The organism is Ruegeria sp. EL01, from assembly GCF_900313035.1.
GTDB lineage: Bacteria > Pseudomonadota > Alphaproteobacteria > Rhodobacterales > Rhodobacteraceae > Ruegeria.
Genome location: NZ_OMPS01000041.1, coordinates 123,802 through 141,365, shown reverse-complemented (window position 1 = coordinate 141,365; position 17,564 = coordinate 123,802). Strand labels below are relative to the sequence as shown.

Below are 17,564 nucleotides of genomic sequence, written 5' to 3'. Positions count from 1 at the left end.
ACGCTCCTGGCCAGCGCCTTGCGATAGGTTTGTTCGGGGTATTTTCAAGGTACGAGCCGGGGGGTTGGCCCTGCGCGCGCCGGGGTATATCGTCGGGATCAAACAGATTTCAATTCAGCGAGGCAAGCATGACCACCCGATATTCTTTCACTGCGGCGGTACTAGGTGTGGCTCTGTTCGTTGGGGCGGCGCATGCCAAGCCGCTTTCTCGGATCATCGCGGAAATGGGTCTGACACCTGCAGATTTTGAGGTGGTAAGTGTGGCCTCAAACACTCTGCTGTCCAACGGCAATCCCAGCGTGGGAAAAGAGCAATCCTGGGTAAACGAGGCAACCGGGTCGACAGGAACCATCCGCGTTGGCAATGTGCAGGGAAACTGTGTCGAGCTGCAGCATTTCATTCAACCGGAAGGCTCGGATCAGATCCGCGAAATTCGGACGCGCCGATGCCAGGATGCCAGCGGTAAGTGGATCATGGCACCCTGATCTTATTGGGTCAGTAGCCTCTGCTTCGATCCACTTCGTGCAACAATGGCGACCCGGCGGCCAACCTTTGGAAATTCTCTGCGACATCTGACAATGCATCGCCCAGATGCCACCCCGAAACATGTGGGGTGATCGTGATGGCCGGGTGCCGCCACAACGGGCTGTCCTTGGGCAGGGGTTCTTCGCAGGTCACATCAAGAACCGCGTGACCAAGCCTGCCGCGGTCCAGCGCTTCGATCAGGGCCTGCTCGTCAATCAGATCACCACGACCGGCGTTCAACAGCTGGCTTCCGGGTTTCATTGCGGCCAGCATATTCGCGTCGAACAGGCCTACGGTTTGTTGAGTGGAAGGCAGGATCGCGCACACATGATCGCATTGACCCAGCAAACCGGGCAGGGCGCTTTCGCCATGCAAACAGGTGATGCCATCGATCTGCTTGGGTGACCGGCTCCATCCCATGACCTGAAATCCGACCGCATGAAGCATACGCGCAGTGCGGCTGCCGATATGGCCCAGCCCCAAGACGCCGACCACGGTGCTCGGTGTAAATGTTGGGGCTTTGGGCTGCCATTCTGCCCGTTGTTGGGCGGCGGCGTGAAACGCCATATGCCTTTGGGCGCGTAGGATATAGGCCAGAAACCACTCGGCAATTCCCTGTGCTGGCGCATCAGGCTTCAGTCGCGCAATCCGGACGTGGTTTGGAAGGTCAGGATTGTCGACAATTGTTTCCACGCCGGCCCCAAGTTTTTGGACCAGTTTCAGGTTGGGCAGATCACTCAGACGATTGGTCTTGAGATCGACAACCGCCATCATGGTGATGTCGTTCGCGTTCCCTATCGTTTCGGGGGTGCGAACATCTGCATCCGGCATCTGGCGCAAGACATCGCGGGCAATGTCTGCGTCGCTTGTCCAGTTCGACAATCCAGTATCGATCAATAATGCCATTTGGATCCCCTGCTTTGAAAATGAATGTGGTGACGTCCCGTCACCTAGCTGGACAGTGTGATGAAAGTTAAGCCATCCTCAATTGCAAAGGTACAGTCCGGTTTCGGTACTTCAGGAGGAATTTTCATGAATATGTCGTTTGTTCTGCGCGAGGAAAACCGCGCGCTTTTGCAACGCGTTGCCGAGATGATCCGGGACGAGATCATGCCGCTTGAAGAAGACTACCAAGCCGAAATCGACAAGGGCGACCGGTGGCAATACACCGACCGCCAAGCGGAAATACTTGAAGGTCTGAAGGCGAAAGCCAAAGCGGCAGGGCTTTGGAACTTCTGGCTGACGGACAGCGACAAGGGGTTTGGACTGACGACGATCGAGTATGCGTATTTTGCCGAGGAAATGGGCAAGACGCCACTAGGCGCTGAGGTGTTCAATTGCTCGGCACCCGATACCGGAAACATGGAAGTTTTTGAACGATACGGTACCGAGAAGATGAAGGAACAGTGGCTGAGGCCGCTGCTGGATGGGCAAATCCGGTCTGCCTATTTGATGACCGAACCGGATGTGGCCTCGTCAGACGCAACCAACGTCGCAATGTCCTGTGTGCGGGACGGGGAAGACTATGTGCTGAATGGCGAAAAATGGTGGTCCTCAGGGGCCGGTGACCCGCGGTGCAAAGTCTACATTGTCATGGTCAAGACCGGTGGAGAAGAACAGCCAAAGCATAAGCGTCAGTCAATGATCGTGGTTCCTGCTGATGCACCAGGCATCGAAATTCTGCGGCCGATGCAGGTTTACGGTCATGATGATGCGCCCCATGGTCATATGCATATCCGGTTCACAGATGTGCGGGTGCCTGCCGAGAATATTCTGCTGGGCGAAGGGCGCGGTTTTGAAATCGCTCAGGGTCGCCTGGGACCCGGTCGTATCCACCACAGCATGCGTGCCATCGGACAGGCTGAAAGCGCGTTGGCCCAGATGTGCAAAAGGTCGATGCAGCGCGAGGCGTTTGGCAAAAAGCTGGCCCAGCTGGGCGCCAATTTCGACATCATTGCCGAATGCCGAATGGAGATCGAGATGGCCCGCCTGCTGTGTCTCAAGGCTGCGTGGTACATGGATCAGGGCGATGCGCGCGCGGCCGCCCCATGGATCAGCCAGATCAAGGTGGTTGCACCTCGGGTCGCGCTGAAAGTCATTGATGAGGCCGTGCAGATGTTCGGCGGTCAAGGGGTCAGCCAGGACACACCTTTGGCCACGGCGTGGACCCACGTGCGGACGTTGCGGCTGGCGGACGGACCGGATGCGGTGCATCGCCGACAGGTGGCGCGGGCCGAATTAAAGAAGCACACGCAGGAAAAAGTCTGAGACATACCGAGAATGCCAACTGACCAGCGGATGCAGTCCTACTTTCGACTTAGCCCTGATGGGGCTTTCATTGGCAATGATCCCGTGCGCGGGCCTTGGTCCGCCGATCATTGCCACGCGGGGCCGGTGACCGGCCTGATCGCACGCGCCGCTGAAACTGAGGTCGGGCCCGAGAAGATGCTGACCCGCCTGACGGTCGATTTGTTGCGACCGCTGCCATTGGCGGGCCTTCGGGTTGCTGCAGAAACCACGCGTCATACCAAAACCTTGGCGACAACCCGTGTGACCGTTCATGATTTGGACGACACGTTGTGCTGCACTGCGACGACTATGCATCTGGTGCGCAAAGACTTGAGTAGCGTTCCAAGTGCTGCAAGCGAAAAACTCAGCATCAGTGATACCGTGGATGGTCCTTTTCCAATCGGTCAGATGCGGCACGACTTACCCGGTTTTGCCCATTTCGTTGACGTCGTTTATCCAAAAGGTGGCAATCAGGGACCCGGTCCCAAGACCATATGGATGCGCGCGCCACCGCTTTTGGATGGCGAAATCCAGTCGCCGATTCAATCGATCTGCCCGCTGGCCGATTGTGGCAATGGAATCTCGTGGAATGTGCCGCCGACCGAGATGGGATTTATGAACACCGATCTGACGCTGCACATTCATCGCGAGCCGGTTTCCGACTGGTTGGCCTCTGACTCTGTTTCGCATTGGCAATCATCGGGCATCGGTATGTCGCAATCCGTCCTCTATGACACACAAGGACCTGTCGGGACCGCGTTGCAGACACTGGTGTTGTTCCCGCCAGCCTGAAGCGGTCGGCTGGTTTCTGCAATTTGATCGCGAAACGCATTGCCGTTGGCAGACCGAAAACCTATCTTGCGGCCATGCGCTGGCTGACCGCCCTTTTAACCTGCTGCCTGCCGATCCCGGTCTTGGCGCACCCGCATGTCTTCATTGACACCGGGCTGGAGTTCATTGTGGACGATGCCGGCCAGCTAACACATATCCGCGTGTCCTGGGCGTATGACGAACTGTTTTCGCTTTTGACTCTGGAAGATATGAAGCTGGATCAGGATTTCGATGGCATTCTAACCGATGCCGAGGAGCGGTTTCTGACCGGCTTCGACGCCGAATGGATCGAAGGGTACAACGGTGATCTTGTCGTGACGGCTGGCGGTGCACCGGTTTTGTTGTCCGGCCCGCTGGAACCACACGCAACCACCGAGGATGGGCGCATCGTAACCACTCATTTGCGGGCGGTCGAAGGCGGTTCCGTTCCCGCGAACGCGCTGGCGGCCAAGGCTTTTGATGAGACCTACTACACCGCCTATGAAGTGACCCGTCCCGTTACGGTTTCCGGACCCAGCTCTTGCCAGCTGGACCGGTTGGATCCTGATATTGATGGGCAATTGGCGCAGATGCAGGCCTTTCTGCTGACATTGGATGCCGATTACGATCTTGAAGAAAACGATATCCCCCTGGTCGGGGAAGATTTTGCGACCGAGATACGCCTTTCATGTCCAGATACCTGATTGTACCGGTCGCAATTGCCTGTGCCCTGTTGCTTTGGTTCTGGGGCAGCGGCGGGTTTGATCAGTTGGCGGCCTGGGCTGCCGGTGAACAGCGAGAGTTTCAAAACCAGATCGCCCGGTCACTACGGGCCGCGCGCGCCGAACAGCCCGAGGCAGTCGCAACCTTGCTGACGGTTTGTTTTGCTTACGGCTTTTTTCACGCCATAGGCCCCGGGCACGGAAAGGTCCTGATCGGAGGATACGGGCTTGGCCGCCGGGTTGCATTCTGGCGCTTATCCGCAATCAGTGTTTTGTCCAGCCTGGGGCAGGCGGTGACAGCCATCGTGTTGGTCTACGCGGGCGTCCTTGTGTTCCAGATGTCCCGCGAAAGCATGGTCGGTGCTACGGAAAAGGTTATGGCTCCGGTCAGCTATGGGGCGATTGCGTTGATTGGTCTTTGGCTGGTGTTTCGGGCCGTGCGCAGTTTTGTAAGGCGGCATCGCACCGACGCATCCCATGCACATCACGATCATCATCACCACCATGATGACGTCTGTTCAGATTGTGGTCACCGCCACGGGCCAAGCGCCGAGGATGTTGCGAATGTTGGAAGCCTGCGCGAAGCCATAGCCCTGATTGCTGGCATTGCCGCCCGCCCCTGTACCGGAGCACTATTTGTTTTGATCCTCACCTGGCAGATGGGTATTGCGATGGTTGGCATAGCGGGGACCTTTGCCATGGCGCTGGGCACGGCAACCGTTACCACATTGGTAGGCTGGACGTCTTTTGGTTTGCGCGGCGGGCTGTTGGCGTCTGCGTCGGCCACGCGGTTTGCCTCGGTTCTGGCCCCGACAATCGAATTGGTCGCCGGTTTACTGATTGTTGTTATCGCCGGAGGTTTGTTGCTGCGCGCGCTTTGATTCAGTCAAAGATCGGGGCCGGGTATCCAACTTGCGCCAGATACAAGCCTTGCGGTGGGCAAACCGGACCACAGGCCGCACGATCAGCGGCTTCTAAAGCATCGCGCACATCATCCGGGGACCATGCACCGGCGCCAACCCGCTCTAACGTTCCTACAAAACTGCGGACCTGATTGTGCAGGAAGGACCGGGCGCGTACGTGGAAATGAACCTCGGGCCCTGAAAACCCCTGAACCTGTTCAACCCGCAACGCGTCCAGCGTTTTGACCGGGCTTGCCGCCTGACAAATAGTTGAGCGGAAGGTGGTGAAATCATGCCGTCCGATCAACATATCGGCGCCAGCCTGCATCGCATTGACATCCAGCCGATGATTGATCTGCCAGACCTGGCCTTCGTCATGGGTCACCGGTGCGCGGCGCATCAGGATGCGAAACAGATATTGCCGTTCCAATGCCGAAAACCGGGCATGCCAGTCGTCGTCGACCCGCGCGGCCTTCACAATGGCGACCGGCTGAGGTTTGAGATGGTAATTCAGCGCCTCGGACAGGCGGAACGGGTCCCACTCCTTGATCAGATCACAATGCGCGACTTGCCCCAGCGCGTGAACGCCCGCATCTGTGCGCCCGGCGGCGGCGATGGTGTGTTCTCCGGGTTGGATACGGGAAAGGGCCTGCTCAATCGCGCCTTGCACCGACGGCAGTTCCTTTTGCCGTTGCCATCCGACAAACGGTTCCCCTTGGTATTCGATTTTCAGCGCATATCTGGGCATGGGCCGCTGGTACAGCGCGGCGCGCAAACGGGCAAGGGGGGCAAAAACTCTGGCATGTCCTGCGGGCGCTACCTATCTTAGGTAAAACAAAATTTGCGGGGCGGCGGCTTGGTCATCTCATCATTGGCAGACAGTCTTGTACGCGGGGTGGAATCCGTGGGTGATCGTGTGTCCGAGACATTCTTTGAGCCTGTCATTCGCTTAGGCGTCACCGGGTTGGCGCGGTCGGGCAAGACGGTTTTTATCACTTCTCTGGTCGCCAACCTGTTGGACCGGGGCCGGATGACCAGCCTTGTTGCGCAGCAAGAGGGACGGATCAACGCCGCGTATTTGCAACCGCAGCCGGACGATACAGTGCCTCGGTTTGACTACGAATCCCATTTGTCAGCCCTGACCGGTCCCGAAGCGCATTGGCCTGACAGTACGCGCGCCGTGTCTGAACTGCGTCTGTCGTTTAAGGCGCGACCTGCGGGATTGTTGGCCGGGTTGCAGGGGCCGCGCACCGTGCATCTGGATATTGTCGATTACCCGGGTGAGTGGTTGCTCGATCTGGCCTTGCTGGACAAGTCGTACGAAGAGTGGTCGCAAGAAACACTGGCGCGCATTGAAACCCGGGCTGAAGCGGTCGAATTCCTGCCAACGGTTCACTCTGTCGATCCTTCGGGCGCACATGATGAGCCTGCAGCACAAGCACTGGCGGCCGCGTTCACCGCCTATTTGAACACCGCCCGCGAGGCCGGGTTTTATGATTGCACGCCGGGGCGTTTCCTGCTGCCTGGCGATTTGGCCGGGTCCCCGGTTTTGACCTTTGCGCCATTGCCGATCTCAGGTCCATCGCGCCGCAGGACGTTGCAGCGCGAGATGGAGCGGCGGTATGAGGCGTATAAGTCTCGGGTCGTGAAACCATTCTTTCGGGATCATTTCGCCCGGATCGACCGGCAGGTCGTACTGGTGGACGCGCTGGGCGCGATTCACAAAGGGCCACAAGCGGTCGAAGATATGCGCCGGGCCATGGCCGATATCCTGTCGGCCTTTCGTCCGGGGCGAAACGCGTGGCTTAGCCAACTATTGCTGGGCAAACGGGTCGAGCGCATCCTGTTCGCCGCCACCAAAGCTGATCATCTACATCACCTGCAACACCCCCGATTAACCGCGATTATGGAAGCGTTGACCCGAGATGCGCGCGACCGCGCGAGTTTTGCGGGGGCTGAAACCGCGGCTTTGTCACTGGCGTCACTGCGCGCCACGACTGAAGAGATGCGCAGCCACAATGGATCCGAGTTGCCTTGCGTTCGGGGCACGCTTCTCGACAGCGGAAAACCAGCTGCGTTTTACCCCGGTGAGTTGCCGGATGATCCGTCGCATCTTCTTAGCCCGGCCAGAAATGGAGCATCCATCTGGCTGGATGACGACTATCGATTCATGGCTTTTGCGCCAGCCAATTTGACTCTGCGCCCCGGCGATGGCCCGCCGCATATCCGGTTGGACCGCGCGGCTCAGTTCTTGATCGGAGATCGGTTGTGACTGTGATTCTCCGACCCGCCCGCAGCACGGATGCTGGGACCACTGGCACGATCCTGCATGGGTTCGCCAAGGAAAACGACTGGATGCCCGAGCTGCATAGCTGCGCCGAGACCATCGCTTTCTGTGGCAGAATGATCGACTTGAATTGGGTCACGGTGGCCGAAACGGATGCGGGCGTGGTTGGGTTTTTGGCACTCAACGGCGCGGAAATCCATTCGCTCTATCTGGCTGAATCCGCGCGCGGGCGGGGAACCGGGCGGCAATTGCTGGACCATGCCAAATCCCAGCATGCGCAGCTTAGCCTGTTTGCGTTTCAAGCCAATGAAGCCGCATGCAGGTTTTACCAGCGCCACGGATTTGAGGAGGTCGCGCGCGGCGACGGGGCCAACAATGACGAAAATCTGCCCGACATCAAATACGTATGGAACAGCAAGGGGTTGAATAATGGCTAAGGGCCCGGTTTTGATCGATCTGGAAGCCGACGAACCCGCTACGGATGTCTCGCAGGCGCCACCGGTTCCAGATATTACGCAACCTCAGGGGCACGCGATGCAGAGCGCTGTGCGTTTGGCCACCCGCAAACCTTCGGCCCTTGCAAAGTGGTTCTGGGGATTGGCTCTGGCCGTCATCGGCGCTGCCGCATCAGTCGCCGCGTGGGATTTCGCGACGTCGTTGGTCGCACGGGCACCTGTTCTGGGGTGGCTCGTGACGGGGTTGATTTCTGCGCTGCTGCTGGTCGCGCTGATCATTGCGATCCGTGAATTGGCGGCGATTGGCCGCCTATCCCGGGTGGACGGAATGCGCCGCGCTGCTGATGCCGCCCTTGCCGAGGCCGACTTGGCACAGGCCCGCGCGGTAACGACCCGCCTAATTGCGTTCTACAAGGGCCGTGAGGAAACACGTTGGGGCCGCGACCGCCTGATCGAGCGGATGCCTGAGCAGTTCGATGCGTCTGGCCTGCTAAGCCTTGCCGAAGATGAGTTGCTTGCACCATTGGACGCGGCCGCCAGTCGCGAGGTTGAGGCCGCAGCACGTCAGGTCGCAACCGTGACAGCCCTTGTTCCTTTGGCCCTGGCAGACGTTGTCACTGCCCTGGCGGCGTCCCTGCGTATGATCCGGCGGGTTGCCGAAATCTACGGTGGACGAGCTGGGTTTCTAGGCAGCTGGCGACTGACGCGGGCGGTCTTTGTACATCTGGTAGCCACCGGAGCTGTGGCCGTTGGGGACGATCTGCTGGAACCTGTGCTCGGCGGATCTGTCCTGAGCAAACTGTCACGTCGGTTCGGAGAAGGCTTGGTAAACGGGGCCCTCAGCGCCCGTGTCGGTGTCGCCGCGATGGAGGTCTGCCGACCTCTGCCCTTCTCGGACCGGCACAAGCCATCGACACGCGGGATGGTCAAACGCGCCTTGCAGGGCTTGTTCTCAAAAGGTTGATCCAACGCAAAGCCGCCGCAGCCGCTTCGCCGCACACTTGGTGTGACAGAGGAGCGAGCCATGACGGAACACGGTCACAGCCAGCAGGAAATCAAGGCGCGGATCAACGCCCCCGAGGGGCGCGGCGTGTTGCGAGATGTGGTCTATGGAGGAATAGACGGATCCGTGACCACATTCGCAATCGTGGCCGGCGTTGCCGGGGCGGGCCTGTCTCCCTTCATCATCGTTGCTTTGGGCCTGGCAAATGTGCTGGCTGACGGGTTTTCCATGGCTGCCGGGAATTACTCTGGCACCAAGGCCGAACAGGACAACATCCGCCGTATCCGAGCGATCGAAGAGCGGCACATCAACCTCTATCCTGACGATGAACGAAACGAAGTGCGCGAAATCCTCGCGCAAAAGGGATTGTCGGATGTTGTATTGGACGATGCCACGGCGGCGATTACGGCCAATCCCGAGAATTGGATCAACCTTATGATCGAAGGGGAATATGGGTTGGGCAGCGTCGACCCGCATCCGATCAAGGCCGCGCTGGCGACCTTTGGTTCGTTCCTTTTGGCCGGTCTGATCCCCCTTCTGCCTTTCTTGTTGGCTATTGATCGGGCCTTCGCCATTTCCGCATGGATGACGCTGGGTGTCTTTTTTGCCATTGGCGCCCTCAAAAGCCGATGGTCGCTCGCACCGTGGTGGCGATCAGGGATCGAGACGTTGCTGATCGGTGGTCTGGCGGCGTTGATCGCGTATCTGGTTGGATCCCAGTTCCATCCGTAATTTGGTGCAGGTGCCAGTCTCGGCTGGCGCCTGAGAGCCAATCGGATACTGTGACAATAAACAGGTTTGATTGGTGATGTCGCTACAGGATCTAAACGGAAGAAACGTTCTTGTTCTGGGCGCTTACGGGTTCATTGGCACCGCCGTTGCGCGCGCATTGCAGGCCCAGGGCGCTGTCGTTCGCGGTTTGGTGCGCAGCCTGCCGACGGGCGCCAAGGTTTTGCCGGGGATTGCATTGAAACAAGGGGATCTGCGCGATTTGGTGCAGCCTGACGACTGGCGGAGTATCCTGTCAGGTGTGGATGTTGTGATCAACTGCGCGGGGGCGTTGCAGGATGGTGGTGCAGATGATCTGACGGCCGCACATCACACGGCAATTGCTGCTTTGGGTCAGGTTTGCGCGCGTGATGACATCGCGATTGTCCAGATATCGGCCATCGGTGCCGAGGAAGATGCGGATACGCATTTCATGCGCACCAAAACCGCAGGGGACGCAGCCCTGCGCTCCACAGGTGTTGCGCTTTGGGTGCTGAAGCCGGGGCTTGTTGTCGGTCAATCGGACTATGGGGGAACCGCTTTGTTGCGGATGTTGGCGGCTGTACCATTTGTCCAGCCATTGGCTTACCCCGATACTTCGGTGCAGTGCATCGGAATGCCAGACCTGTGCGATGCCGTGCTGCGCGCCGTCGCATGTCAATTGCCTCAGGGTACCTACGATCTTGTGGAGGACGAGCCGCACACCTTGTCCGAGGTTGTCGCGACCACACGCGCTTGGCTGGGGTTCCGGCGTGCGCGCTTCTGTGTGACGATCCCACGGATCCTGACTGGGGCCGTTGCGGCGATCGCAGATGCTCTGGGCCGATTGGGCTGGCGCTCTCCATTGCGGAGCACTGCGATGACCATCATGACAAAGGGCGTGATCGGAGACCCGTTGGCCTACAAGGCGGTAACCGATCACCCGGTCGCCTCGTTGGGCGATATCTACGCATCATTTCCCAGCGCCCGTGAACACCGTTTGACCGCACGGATGACGTTAATGATGCCTTTGGTGGTGAGTGTGCTGAGCGTTTTCTGGATCTTGTCCGGGGTCTTTGGTCTGTTGCGCCTGGGTCAGGCAGCAGAGGTTTTGACAAGCGCAGGCTGGTCCCAGTCATTGGCGGCTTTCAGCGTTGTGTTCTGGTCACTGGTCGATATTGCCCTTGGGCTCGGCATCTTGTGGCGGCCTTGGGCGAGGCGGGCCTGTCTGGCCCAATTCGCAGTGGCAGCGATCTACTTGCTGGCAGCCTCGGGCACGGTGCCTGGCTTATGGCTTGATCCGTTGGGGCCGCTTGTGAAAACCCTGCCTGCGATGATGCTGTCCCTTGTTGCAATGCCCATGCTGGAGAGCCGCTGATGGATCCGGACCTGATCCTGCGTTGGCTGCATGTCATTGGTGCATGCGTGCTGCTGGGCACCGGTGCAGGCATCGCATTCTTCATGCTGATGGCGCACCGCACTCGTGATCCGCGCATCATTGCCCATACCGCTGGCATCGTTGTACTGGCGGACTTGGCCTTTACGACAACGGCTGTCATCCTGCAGCCTATCACCGGCGTTCTTCTCGCCTGGAACTTGGGATGGTCACTAGACGAGGGTTGGATCGCGCTGTCTTTGGTGCTGTACGTATTGACCGGCCTTTTCTGGTTGCCGGTGGTGTGGGTGCAAATCAGGCTACGAAAATATGCGCAGGTCGCGGTCGAACAAGACACTGGGATGCCCAAAGAGTATGACCGGTTGTTCCAGTTCTGGTTTGCCTGCGGAGTTCCGGCCTTTTTGGCGGTGCTGGCTATCTTGTGGCTGATGTTGGCCCGACCGGCGATCGCCGTTTTCTAGCGTGATCGTGCAACAGTCCGAAGGACTACGGGTTTCCTGACTGTTGCCTGTCTTTTGATCACAGTAGCGTGTGACCAGTTGCCGAATGGAGGGTCACTTGGAATCATTGCTTGTTCTTGTCGGTCTGATTGTACTGGCCATTCCGGTGACCATTATTGTGTTACTGGTCGGGCAGACCCGCTTGCGGCGTCGGGTGGAAACGTTAGAGGCGCAGATTGCCAATCTGCCAACAGAAACCACCGAGGCAGAGCAAAAGCCGATCCCTGAAGTACAGCCTTCGCAAACGCCGACTGTATCCGAAGACCGCAAGGCTGGGCCATGGTCTCCGCCCAAAGCAGAATCCACCGAAAGCCCTGCGGACGTGACGGTGGCAGAACCTAAGGAACCGTCCGCGGCTGTTGTGTTTCGACAAGAACGGATTGCAGCGCTGGGCGCGTGGCTGCGGGAGAACTGGTTTTACGCGGTTTCTGCGTTGTCATTGGCGTTGGCCGGTATCTTTCTGGTGCAATACGGGGTCGAAAACGGGTTGCTGCCACCGGCCGCGCGTGTCGCTGCGGCCTTGGCGTTTGGCGTTGCCCTGATCGGTGCCGGAGAGTTTGTGCGTCGCAAATTCGGGGACGGAGAAGACTCGGCAACGGCCTATTTGCCCTCGGTCTTCTCTGGCGCCGGCCTCGTAACCTTGTTCGGCGGCATTCTGGCGGCGCGGCAACTCTATGATCTTATCGGTCCCGAAACCGCGTTGATCGCGCTTGTTTTGATTGCTCTGGTTGGCCTCGTCCTGGGCTGGTTTCATGGCCCTCTTCTGGCCGCAGTTGGTCTGATCGGTGCTTTTGCAGCCCCTTTTCTGGTCGGAGGGGCATCAGAGGATCCGACATGGTTATACGGTTACTTCTTTGTCATCGCCGTTCTTGGGCTGGGGGTCGATACGGTAAGACGCTGGGCCTGGGTTTCGGTGCTGACGCTGTTCGGGGCGTATTCGGCATGCCTGTTGGTGGTTCTGTCCTCACCTCTGACGGAACCGGGATATCTGACCTCTGTAGTGGCGCTGGCCTTGATTGCCATTGCGATCCCGGTTCGACGGATTTGGCCGGATCACGCAGGCCCAATGATTGTCGAAATGGTCTGGCGTCGAAAAGGGGAGCCATGGCCAGAGTTTCCGACCCGCCTTGCGTTTGCAGCCGTAACGGCGAGCTCTGTTGCCCTGTCACTCCACTGGCCCGACTCGGCTGGTGAATTCTGGCTGGGGGTTTGCTTGCTGGCTGGTCTGACGTTGGCTTTGATGTTGTGGGCTCGGGACGCGCGTGCCCTTCAGGACCTGACGATGTTACCTGCGCTGGGGCTTGTCTGGTTTGTCCTGCGTCATGGTCTGGATAACGGGTCGGCCGTGCGCGCCTTTGACAAAACCTACGCCGAGACTGCCGAAGCCGATTATCCCATGGTCATCACCCTGCTTGTCGCATTGGGGGCGTTGATCTCGGTTCTGGCAGCGTGGCGTTCTTTTGGCGCTGATCGAACCAAAATCGCTTGGGCTGCAACGGCGGCGCTGTTTGCCCCGGTGATGGCGATTGCGCTGGAAATCGGCTGGCGCCCGGCAGAGGTGATCGGAGCGTATAACTGGGCGCTGCATGCCATTGTCTTGGGCGCCCTGATGGTCGGGATGGCTGAACGTTTCGCCCGCGTGGACGGTGAAAACCGGATGCGCCCAGCCTTGGCCACGCTGTCCGCGCTGTCTTGTTTGGCGTTTGCCTGCGTGATTGTGCTCAGCTCAGCCGCGCTGACAATCGCGTTGGTGATAACGATCATTGTTGCGGCTGCTTTGGATCGGAAATTCACTCTGCCACCGATGAGCTGGTTTATCTGGGCCGGGGTGTTCACCGTTACCGTACGGCTGATATTGGATCCGGGTCTCGATTGGGCCTCTTACGCGCCGGTCGGAGAAATGGCTGTGGTGTACGGGTCGGCTACTGTTGGTTTCTTTGTGGCCTGGCTGTTGCTGAAGCCATTGGACCGCCCTGTCGCCACCCTGATGCTTGAAAGCGCGACCTGGGCAACCGGGGGCATTTTACTTACGCTGCTGCTGTTGCGCTGGCTGGAAGGGATCGGCGAAGTTGGCGCCGAGAACAGCCATTGGGGCGCAGGATTGCTGTCCGTCATCTGGCTGTTATTGGCTTATGCTCAGGTGCAAAGGTTCAAACTGGGCGGTAAGCTGCAGCCCTTGCGATATCTTCTTGCGGTGTTCTTCGCGGGCCATGGGCTGATACGTTTGGGGTTCGCGCTGACGGAACTGAACCCGCTGCTTGATCGTTATGCCGACCCCGTTTTGGGTCCTCCTGTTTTGAACACGCTTGCCGTGGCCTACCTGCTGCCAGCCCTTGCCATTGGACTGTCAGCCTGGCGCATTCCCGCGATTCCTCTGCGGTTGAAACAGGTCTCATATGTCGCTGCCGGCGCGTTGAGTGCAGTCTGGTTGGGGCTGACAATTCGTCATTTTTGGCAGGGTGCCGCTGGAATGTATGAAGGTAACGGCGTCACCCAGCCGGAGCTTTATACATACACAATGACGCTTTTGATCATCGGGGCAGTGTTGTTCTACCAGTCGCTCGCCCGCCAGTCCGATCTGATGCGCAAGGCAGGTCTGGCAGTGATCGGGCTGGCTGTGGCCAAAGTGTTCCTGATTGATATCGCGGGGCTGGGCGGTTTGATCCGTGTGTTCTCGTTGCTGGCGCTGGGCCTCGCCTTGGCGGGTCTTGCGTGGCTCAATCGCTGGGCCACGTTGCGCTATGCATCGCAGGAGTCGGAACCACTGGACCATTAGGGATAGGCGTCTTATAAGCCCCGCATGTATGACCGGTTGGCCATCATTATTCGAATTATATCCCCGGCGCTCTGATCACGCGAGACGCCGGGCAAAGGTGCTTGAGAATTCGCACTGACCGCTTCGATTCACATATGACAAGATCACCCTGAGGACGCCCCCAATGTGCGCCGACACGACCCAAACATCTGACTACAAAGACACGCTGAACCTTCCCAAAACCGACTTTCCGATGCGCGCTGGCTTGCCCAAGCGCGAACCCAACTGGCTGGAGCGGTGGGAGACTATCGGCGTCTATGACCGCCTGCGCGAAAAAGAGGGGCGGCAGCCTTTCACGCTGCATGACGGACCGCCCTACGCCAATGGCCACCTGCATATCGGTCACGCGCTGAACAAGACCATCAAAGACATGATCGTGCGCAGCCACCAGATGATGGGTTACAATGCGCGCTACGTACCTGGCTGGGACTGCCACGGTCTTCCAATCGAATGGAAGATCGAAGAGCAGTACCGCAAGAAGGGCAAGAACAAGGACGAGGTGAGCATCGTCGACTTCCGTCAGGAATGCCGCAAGTTCGCCGAGGGTTGGATCGACATCCAGCGCGAAGAGTTCAAGCGCTTGGGCATCACCGGCAACTGGCCCGATCCCTACATCACCATGGATTATCACGCCGAGGCCGTGATCGCCGATGAGTTCATGAAGTTCCTGATGAATGGCACGCTCTATCAGGGCTCGAAACCTGTGATGTGGTCGCCCATCGAAAAGACGGCTTTGGCCGAGGCCGAGGTTGAGTATCACGACAAGGAAAGCTTCACCATCTGGGTGAAGTTTAAGGTGCTGCTGAACGAAACCACGCCGACGGTCACTGGCGAGGTGGGGCAGGTGCTGCCGCTGAGCGATCTTGACGGGTCTTACGTTGTGATCTGGACCACGACGCCCTGGACCATGCCATCCAACAAGGCAGTGGTTTATGGCAAGGATATCTCGTACGGCCTGTACGAAGTCACTGACACGCCGGACGAGTGCTGGGCAAATGCAGGCGACAGATTTCTGCTTGCTGACAATCTGGCTGCTGACGTGCTGGGTCGCGCGCGCCTGAACGACGATCAGTGGACCCGTGTCCGTGGCGTTACCGCAGATGAGTTGGCGAACGTCAGCTTGAGTCACCCGCTGGCTGGTGCCGAAGGTGGCAACGGCGAATGGGACGACACCCGCGATTTCCGTGCGGCTGAGTTTGTGACCGACACCGAAGGCACTGGTTTCGTGCACTGTGCGCCCTCGCACGGGATGGAGGAATTCGAACTCTACCGCGATCTGGGAATGCTCGAACAGGTCATCACCTATAACGTGATGGATGATGGTTCCTTCCGCACCGATCTGCCATTCTTTGGCGGCACATACATCCTGTCCCGTAAGGGCGGAGAGGGTGATGCCAACAAGACCGTGATCGACAAGCTGGTCGAGGTCGGAGGGTTGCTGGCGCGGGGCAAGATCAAACACAGTTATCCGCATTCGTGGCGATCGAAAGCGCCGATCATCTATCGCAACACGCCGCAGTGGTTTGCATCGGTCGACCGCAAGCTGGACGATGGCATGGGCGGGATGGGCGACACCATCCGCGAACGCGCGCTGCGCTCGATTGACGAGTTGGTGAAATGGACCCCGCAGACTGGCCGCAATCGCTTGTATTCCATGATCGAAGCGCGCCCGGATTGGGTACTGTCGCGCCAGCGCGCCTGGGGCGTGCCGCTGACCTGCTTCACCAAGAAGGGCGCTCTGCCCACCGATGCGGATTACCTGCTGCGCAACGAAGAGCTTAACGCCCGCATCAAGGCCGCGTTCGAGAAGGACGGCGCGGATATCTGGTACACCGACGGTTTCAAGGCGCAGGTGCTCGACGGCATCGCCAGCCCGGACGACTACGATCAGGTATTCGACGTCCTGGATGTGTGGTTCGATTCTGGCTCTACCCATGCCTTTGTTCTGCGCGACCGGGAAGACGGGACCGAGGACGGCATCGCCGATGTCTACATGGAAGGCACCGACCAGCACCGTGGTTGGTTCCATTCATCCATGCTGCAGGCCTGCGGCACCAAGGGCCGCGCGCCGTATCGCAACGTTGTGACCCACGGGTTCACGCTGGATGCCAAGGGCAACAAGATGTCCAAGTCGCTGGGCAACACCATCGTGCCGGAAAAGGTGATCGAGCAATATGGCGCCGATATTCTACGCCTGTGGGTGGCACAGACCGACTATACTGCCGACCAGCGGATCGGGCCGGAAATCCTGAAAGGCACTGCTGATAGTTATCGCCGCCTGCGCAACACGATGCGTTTCATGCTGGGCTCGCTTGCCGATTTCACCGAAGCGGATCGCGTCGCGCCCGAGGACATGCCGCGTCTGGAGCGCTGGGTGCTCAGCCGTTTGGCTGATCTGGATGAACAGGTGCGCAATGGCTATGCCTCCTTTGATTTCCAGGGCGTGTTCAGCGCGGTGTTTACCTTTGCCACGGTCGATCTGTCGTCGTTCTATTTCGACGTCCGCAAGGATGCGCTTTACTGTGACGGCGACAATCTGCGCCGCCGCGCTGCACGTACCGTACTGGACATCTTGTTCCACCGCCTGACCACGTGGCTGGCGCCGGTTCTGGTCTTCACCATGGAAGAGGTCTGGCTGGAGCGGTTCCCGGGTGACGACAGCTCGGTCCATCTGGTGGACTTCCCCGATACGCCAGCTGATTGGCGCAATGCCGAGCTTGAGGTTGGCGTGGCCAAGATCCGTCGTGTTCGCCGCGCTGTAACTGCTGCTTTGGAAGTTCAGCGTCAGGACAAAATCATTGGGTCTAGCCTTGAGGCGGCACCGATCGTGCACGTCGATGAAGAGGAAACGCGCGCGCTGTTGGCCACCTTTGATGTTGATGACATGTGCATCACATCCGGTTTGACCGTGACGGGTGATCCGGCCCCCGCCGAAGCGTTCCGGATACCCGAAATTGAAGGCGTGGGTGTTGTGTTCGAAAAAGCCGAAGGCGCAAAGTGCCAGCGCTGCTGGAAAATTCTGCCCGATGTGGGCCGTCACGCCCATGACGGTGTCTGCGGGCGTTGCGACGAAGCATTGAGTTGAGCTTTTTCATCCTCACTTGTGTGTAACG

General features: G+C 58.9%; 15 protein-coding genes. 13 read left to right on the top strand and 2 right to left on the bottom strand.

The genetic code is table 11. From position 1 onward, the window contains the following. The first annotated feature begins 128 nt into the window (after positions 1-128). Positions 129-485 carry a hypothetical protein gene (locus D9K61_RS16575; protein ID WP_120634307.1) on the top strand — a complete coding sequence of 119 codons (357 nt, stop codon included), beginning with the start codon at positions 129-131 and terminating at the stop codon, positions 483-485. Positions 486-495: 10 nt separating this feature from the next. Here the strand turns inward: D9K61_RS16575 and D9K61_RS16570 are convergent, their stop codons facing one another. Continuing rightward, positions 496-1,431 (bottom strand): glyoxylate/hydroxypyruvate reductase A, encoded by a 936-nt coding sequence (locus D9K61_RS16570; RefSeq protein ID WP_120634306.1) that lies wholly within the window; start codon positions 1,429-1,431, stop codon positions 496-498. 126 nt (positions 1,432-1,557) lie between these two features. Between D9K61_RS16570 and D9K61_RS16565 the strand changes: the two genes are divergently transcribed. The 4 genes from D9K61_RS16565 to D9K61_RS16550 all read left to right on the top strand — a co-directional run bounded on the left by D9K61_RS16565 (position 1,558) and on the right by D9K61_RS16550 (position 5,227). Then, positions 1,558-2,793 carry an acyl-CoA dehydrogenase family protein gene (locus D9K61_RS16565; RefSeq protein WP_120634305.1) on the top strand — a complete coding sequence of 412 codons (1,236 nt, stop codon included), beginning with the start codon at positions 1,558-1,560 and terminating at the stop codon, positions 2,791-2,793. A 12-nt stretch (positions 2,794-2,805) separates the two neighbouring features. After that, a complete protein-coding gene (locus D9K61_RS16560) occupies positions 2,806-3,606 on the top strand; it encodes a thioesterase family protein (RefSeq protein ID WP_120634304.1) in 801 nt (266 codons plus the stop codon). Positions 3,607-3,680: 74 nt separating this feature from the next. Next, positions 3,681-4,328 carry a DUF1007 family protein gene (locus D9K61_RS16555; RefSeq protein WP_120634509.1) on the top strand — a complete coding sequence of 216 codons (648 nt, stop codon included), beginning with the start codon at positions 3,681-3,683 and terminating at the stop codon, positions 4,326-4,328. Further along, complete coding sequence (locus D9K61_RS16550; RefSeq protein ID WP_120634303.1) at positions 4,313-5,227, top strand: nickel/cobalt transporter; 915 nt, start codon at positions 4,313-4,315, stop codon at positions 5,225-5,227. The genes D9K61_RS16555 and D9K61_RS16550 overlap by 16 nt, the downstream gene beginning before the upstream one ends. A gap of 1 nt (position 5,228) precedes the next feature. Here the strand turns inward: D9K61_RS16550 and truA are convergent, their stop codons facing one another. Continuing rightward, entirely contained in the window at positions 5,229-5,996 is a 768-nt protein-coding gene (gene truA, locus D9K61_RS16545) for a tRNA pseudouridine(38-40) synthase TruA (RefSeq protein ID WP_120634302.1), read from the bottom strand. 108 nt (positions 5,997-6,104) lie between these two features. On the opposite strand from truA, the gene D9K61_RS16540 reads away from it, so the two are divergent. The 8 genes from D9K61_RS16540 (at position 6,105) to ileS (ending at position 17,536) form a co-directional block, all read left to right on the top strand. Beyond that, positions 6,105-7,520 carry a YcjX family protein gene (locus D9K61_RS16540; protein ID WP_120634301.1) on the top strand — a complete coding sequence of 472 codons (1,416 nt, stop codon included), beginning with the start codon at positions 6,105-6,107 and terminating at the stop codon, positions 7,518-7,520. Further along, positions 7,517-7,972, top strand: a complete 456-nt coding sequence (locus tag D9K61_RS16535) for a GNAT family N-acetyltransferase (protein WP_120634300.1) — start codon at positions 7,517-7,519, stop codon at positions 7,970-7,972. The genes D9K61_RS16540 and D9K61_RS16535 overlap by 4 nt, the downstream gene beginning before the upstream one ends. Further along, positions 7,965-8,954 carry a YcjF family protein gene (locus D9K61_RS16530; protein ID WP_120634299.1) on the top strand — a complete coding sequence of 330 codons (990 nt, stop codon included), beginning with the start codon at positions 7,965-7,967 and terminating at the stop codon, positions 8,952-8,954. Before D9K61_RS16535 ends, D9K61_RS16530 begins: the two co-directional genes overlap by 8 nt. A gap of 60 nt (positions 8,955-9,014) precedes the next feature. Further along, positions 9,015-9,725: a VIT1/CCC1 transporter family protein gene (locus D9K61_RS16525; RefSeq protein WP_120634298.1), complete on the top strand. Its 711-nt coding sequence runs from the start codon at positions 9,015-9,017 to the stop codon at positions 9,723-9,725. A 76-nt stretch (positions 9,726-9,801) separates the two neighbouring features. Further along, positions 9,802-11,118 (top strand): SDR family oxidoreductase, encoded by a 1,317-nt coding sequence (locus D9K61_RS16520; protein WP_120634297.1) that lies wholly within the window; start codon positions 9,802-9,804, stop codon positions 11,116-11,118. After that, positions 11,118-11,597, top strand: a complete 480-nt coding sequence (locus D9K61_RS16515; RefSeq protein WP_120634296.1) for a DUF2269 domain-containing protein — start codon at positions 11,118-11,120, stop codon at positions 11,595-11,597. Before D9K61_RS16520 ends, D9K61_RS16515 begins: the two co-directional genes overlap by 1 nt. A 97-nt stretch (positions 11,598-11,694) precedes the next feature. After that, complete coding sequence (locus D9K61_RS16510; RefSeq protein WP_120634508.1) at positions 11,695-14,412, top strand: DUF2339 domain-containing protein; 2,718 nt, start codon at positions 11,695-11,697, stop codon at positions 14,410-14,412. A 163-nt stretch (positions 14,413-14,575) separates the two neighbouring features. Next, the gene (gene ileS, locus D9K61_RS16505; protein WP_120634295.1) at positions 14,576-17,536 is read left to right on the top strand and encodes an isoleucine--tRNA ligase; all 2,961 of its coding nucleotides are present in this window, start codon (positions 14,576-14,578) and stop codon (positions 17,534-17,536) included. Positions 17,537-17,564: the final 28 nt, after the last annotated feature.

Excerpts from the sequence above, each read along its gene's own strand:
- D9K61_RS16575 (WP_120634307.1), top strand. The coding sequence starts at position 129 with ATGACCACCCGATATTCTTTCACTGCGGCGGTACTAGGTGTGGCTCTG.
- D9K61_RS16570 (WP_120634306.1), bottom strand. The coding sequence starts at position 1,431 with ATGGCATTATTGATCGATACTGGATTGTCGAACTGGACAAGCGACGCA.
- D9K61_RS16565 (WP_120634305.1), top strand. The coding sequence starts at position 1,558 with ATGAATATGTCGTTTGTTCTGCGCGAGGAAAACCGCGCGCTTTTGCAA.
- D9K61_RS16560 (WP_120634304.1), top strand. The coding sequence starts at position 2,806 with ATGCCAACTGACCAGCGGATGCAGTCCTACTTTCGACTTAGCCCTGAT.
- D9K61_RS16555 (WP_120634509.1), top strand. The coding sequence starts at position 3,681 with ATGCGCTGGCTGACCGCCCTTTTAACCTGCTGCCTGCCGATCCCGGTC.
- D9K61_RS16550 (WP_120634303.1), top strand. The coding sequence starts at position 4,313 with ATGTCCAGATACCTGATTGTACCGGTCGCAATTGCCTGTGCCCTGTTG.
- truA (WP_120634302.1), bottom strand. The coding sequence starts at position 5,996 with ATGCCCAGATATGCGCTGAAAATCGAATACCAAGGGGAACCGTTTGTC.
- D9K61_RS16530 (WP_120634299.1), top strand. The coding sequence starts at position 7,965 with ATGGCTAAGGGCCCGGTTTTGATCGATCTGGAAGCCGACGAACCCGCT.
- D9K61_RS16525 (WP_120634298.1), top strand. The coding sequence starts at position 9,015 with ATGACGGAACACGGTCACAGCCAGCAGGAAATCAAGGCGCGGATCAAC.
- D9K61_RS16520 (WP_120634297.1), top strand. The coding sequence starts at position 9,802 with ATGTCGCTACAGGATCTAAACGGAAGAAACGTTCTTGTTCTGGGCGCT.
- D9K61_RS16515 (WP_120634296.1), top strand. The coding sequence starts at position 11,118 with ATGGATCCGGACCTGATCCTGCGTTGGCTGCATGTCATTGGTGCATGC.
- ileS (WP_120634295.1), top strand. The coding sequence starts at position 14,576 with ATGTGCGCCGACACGACCCAAACATCTGACTACAAAGACACGCTGAAC.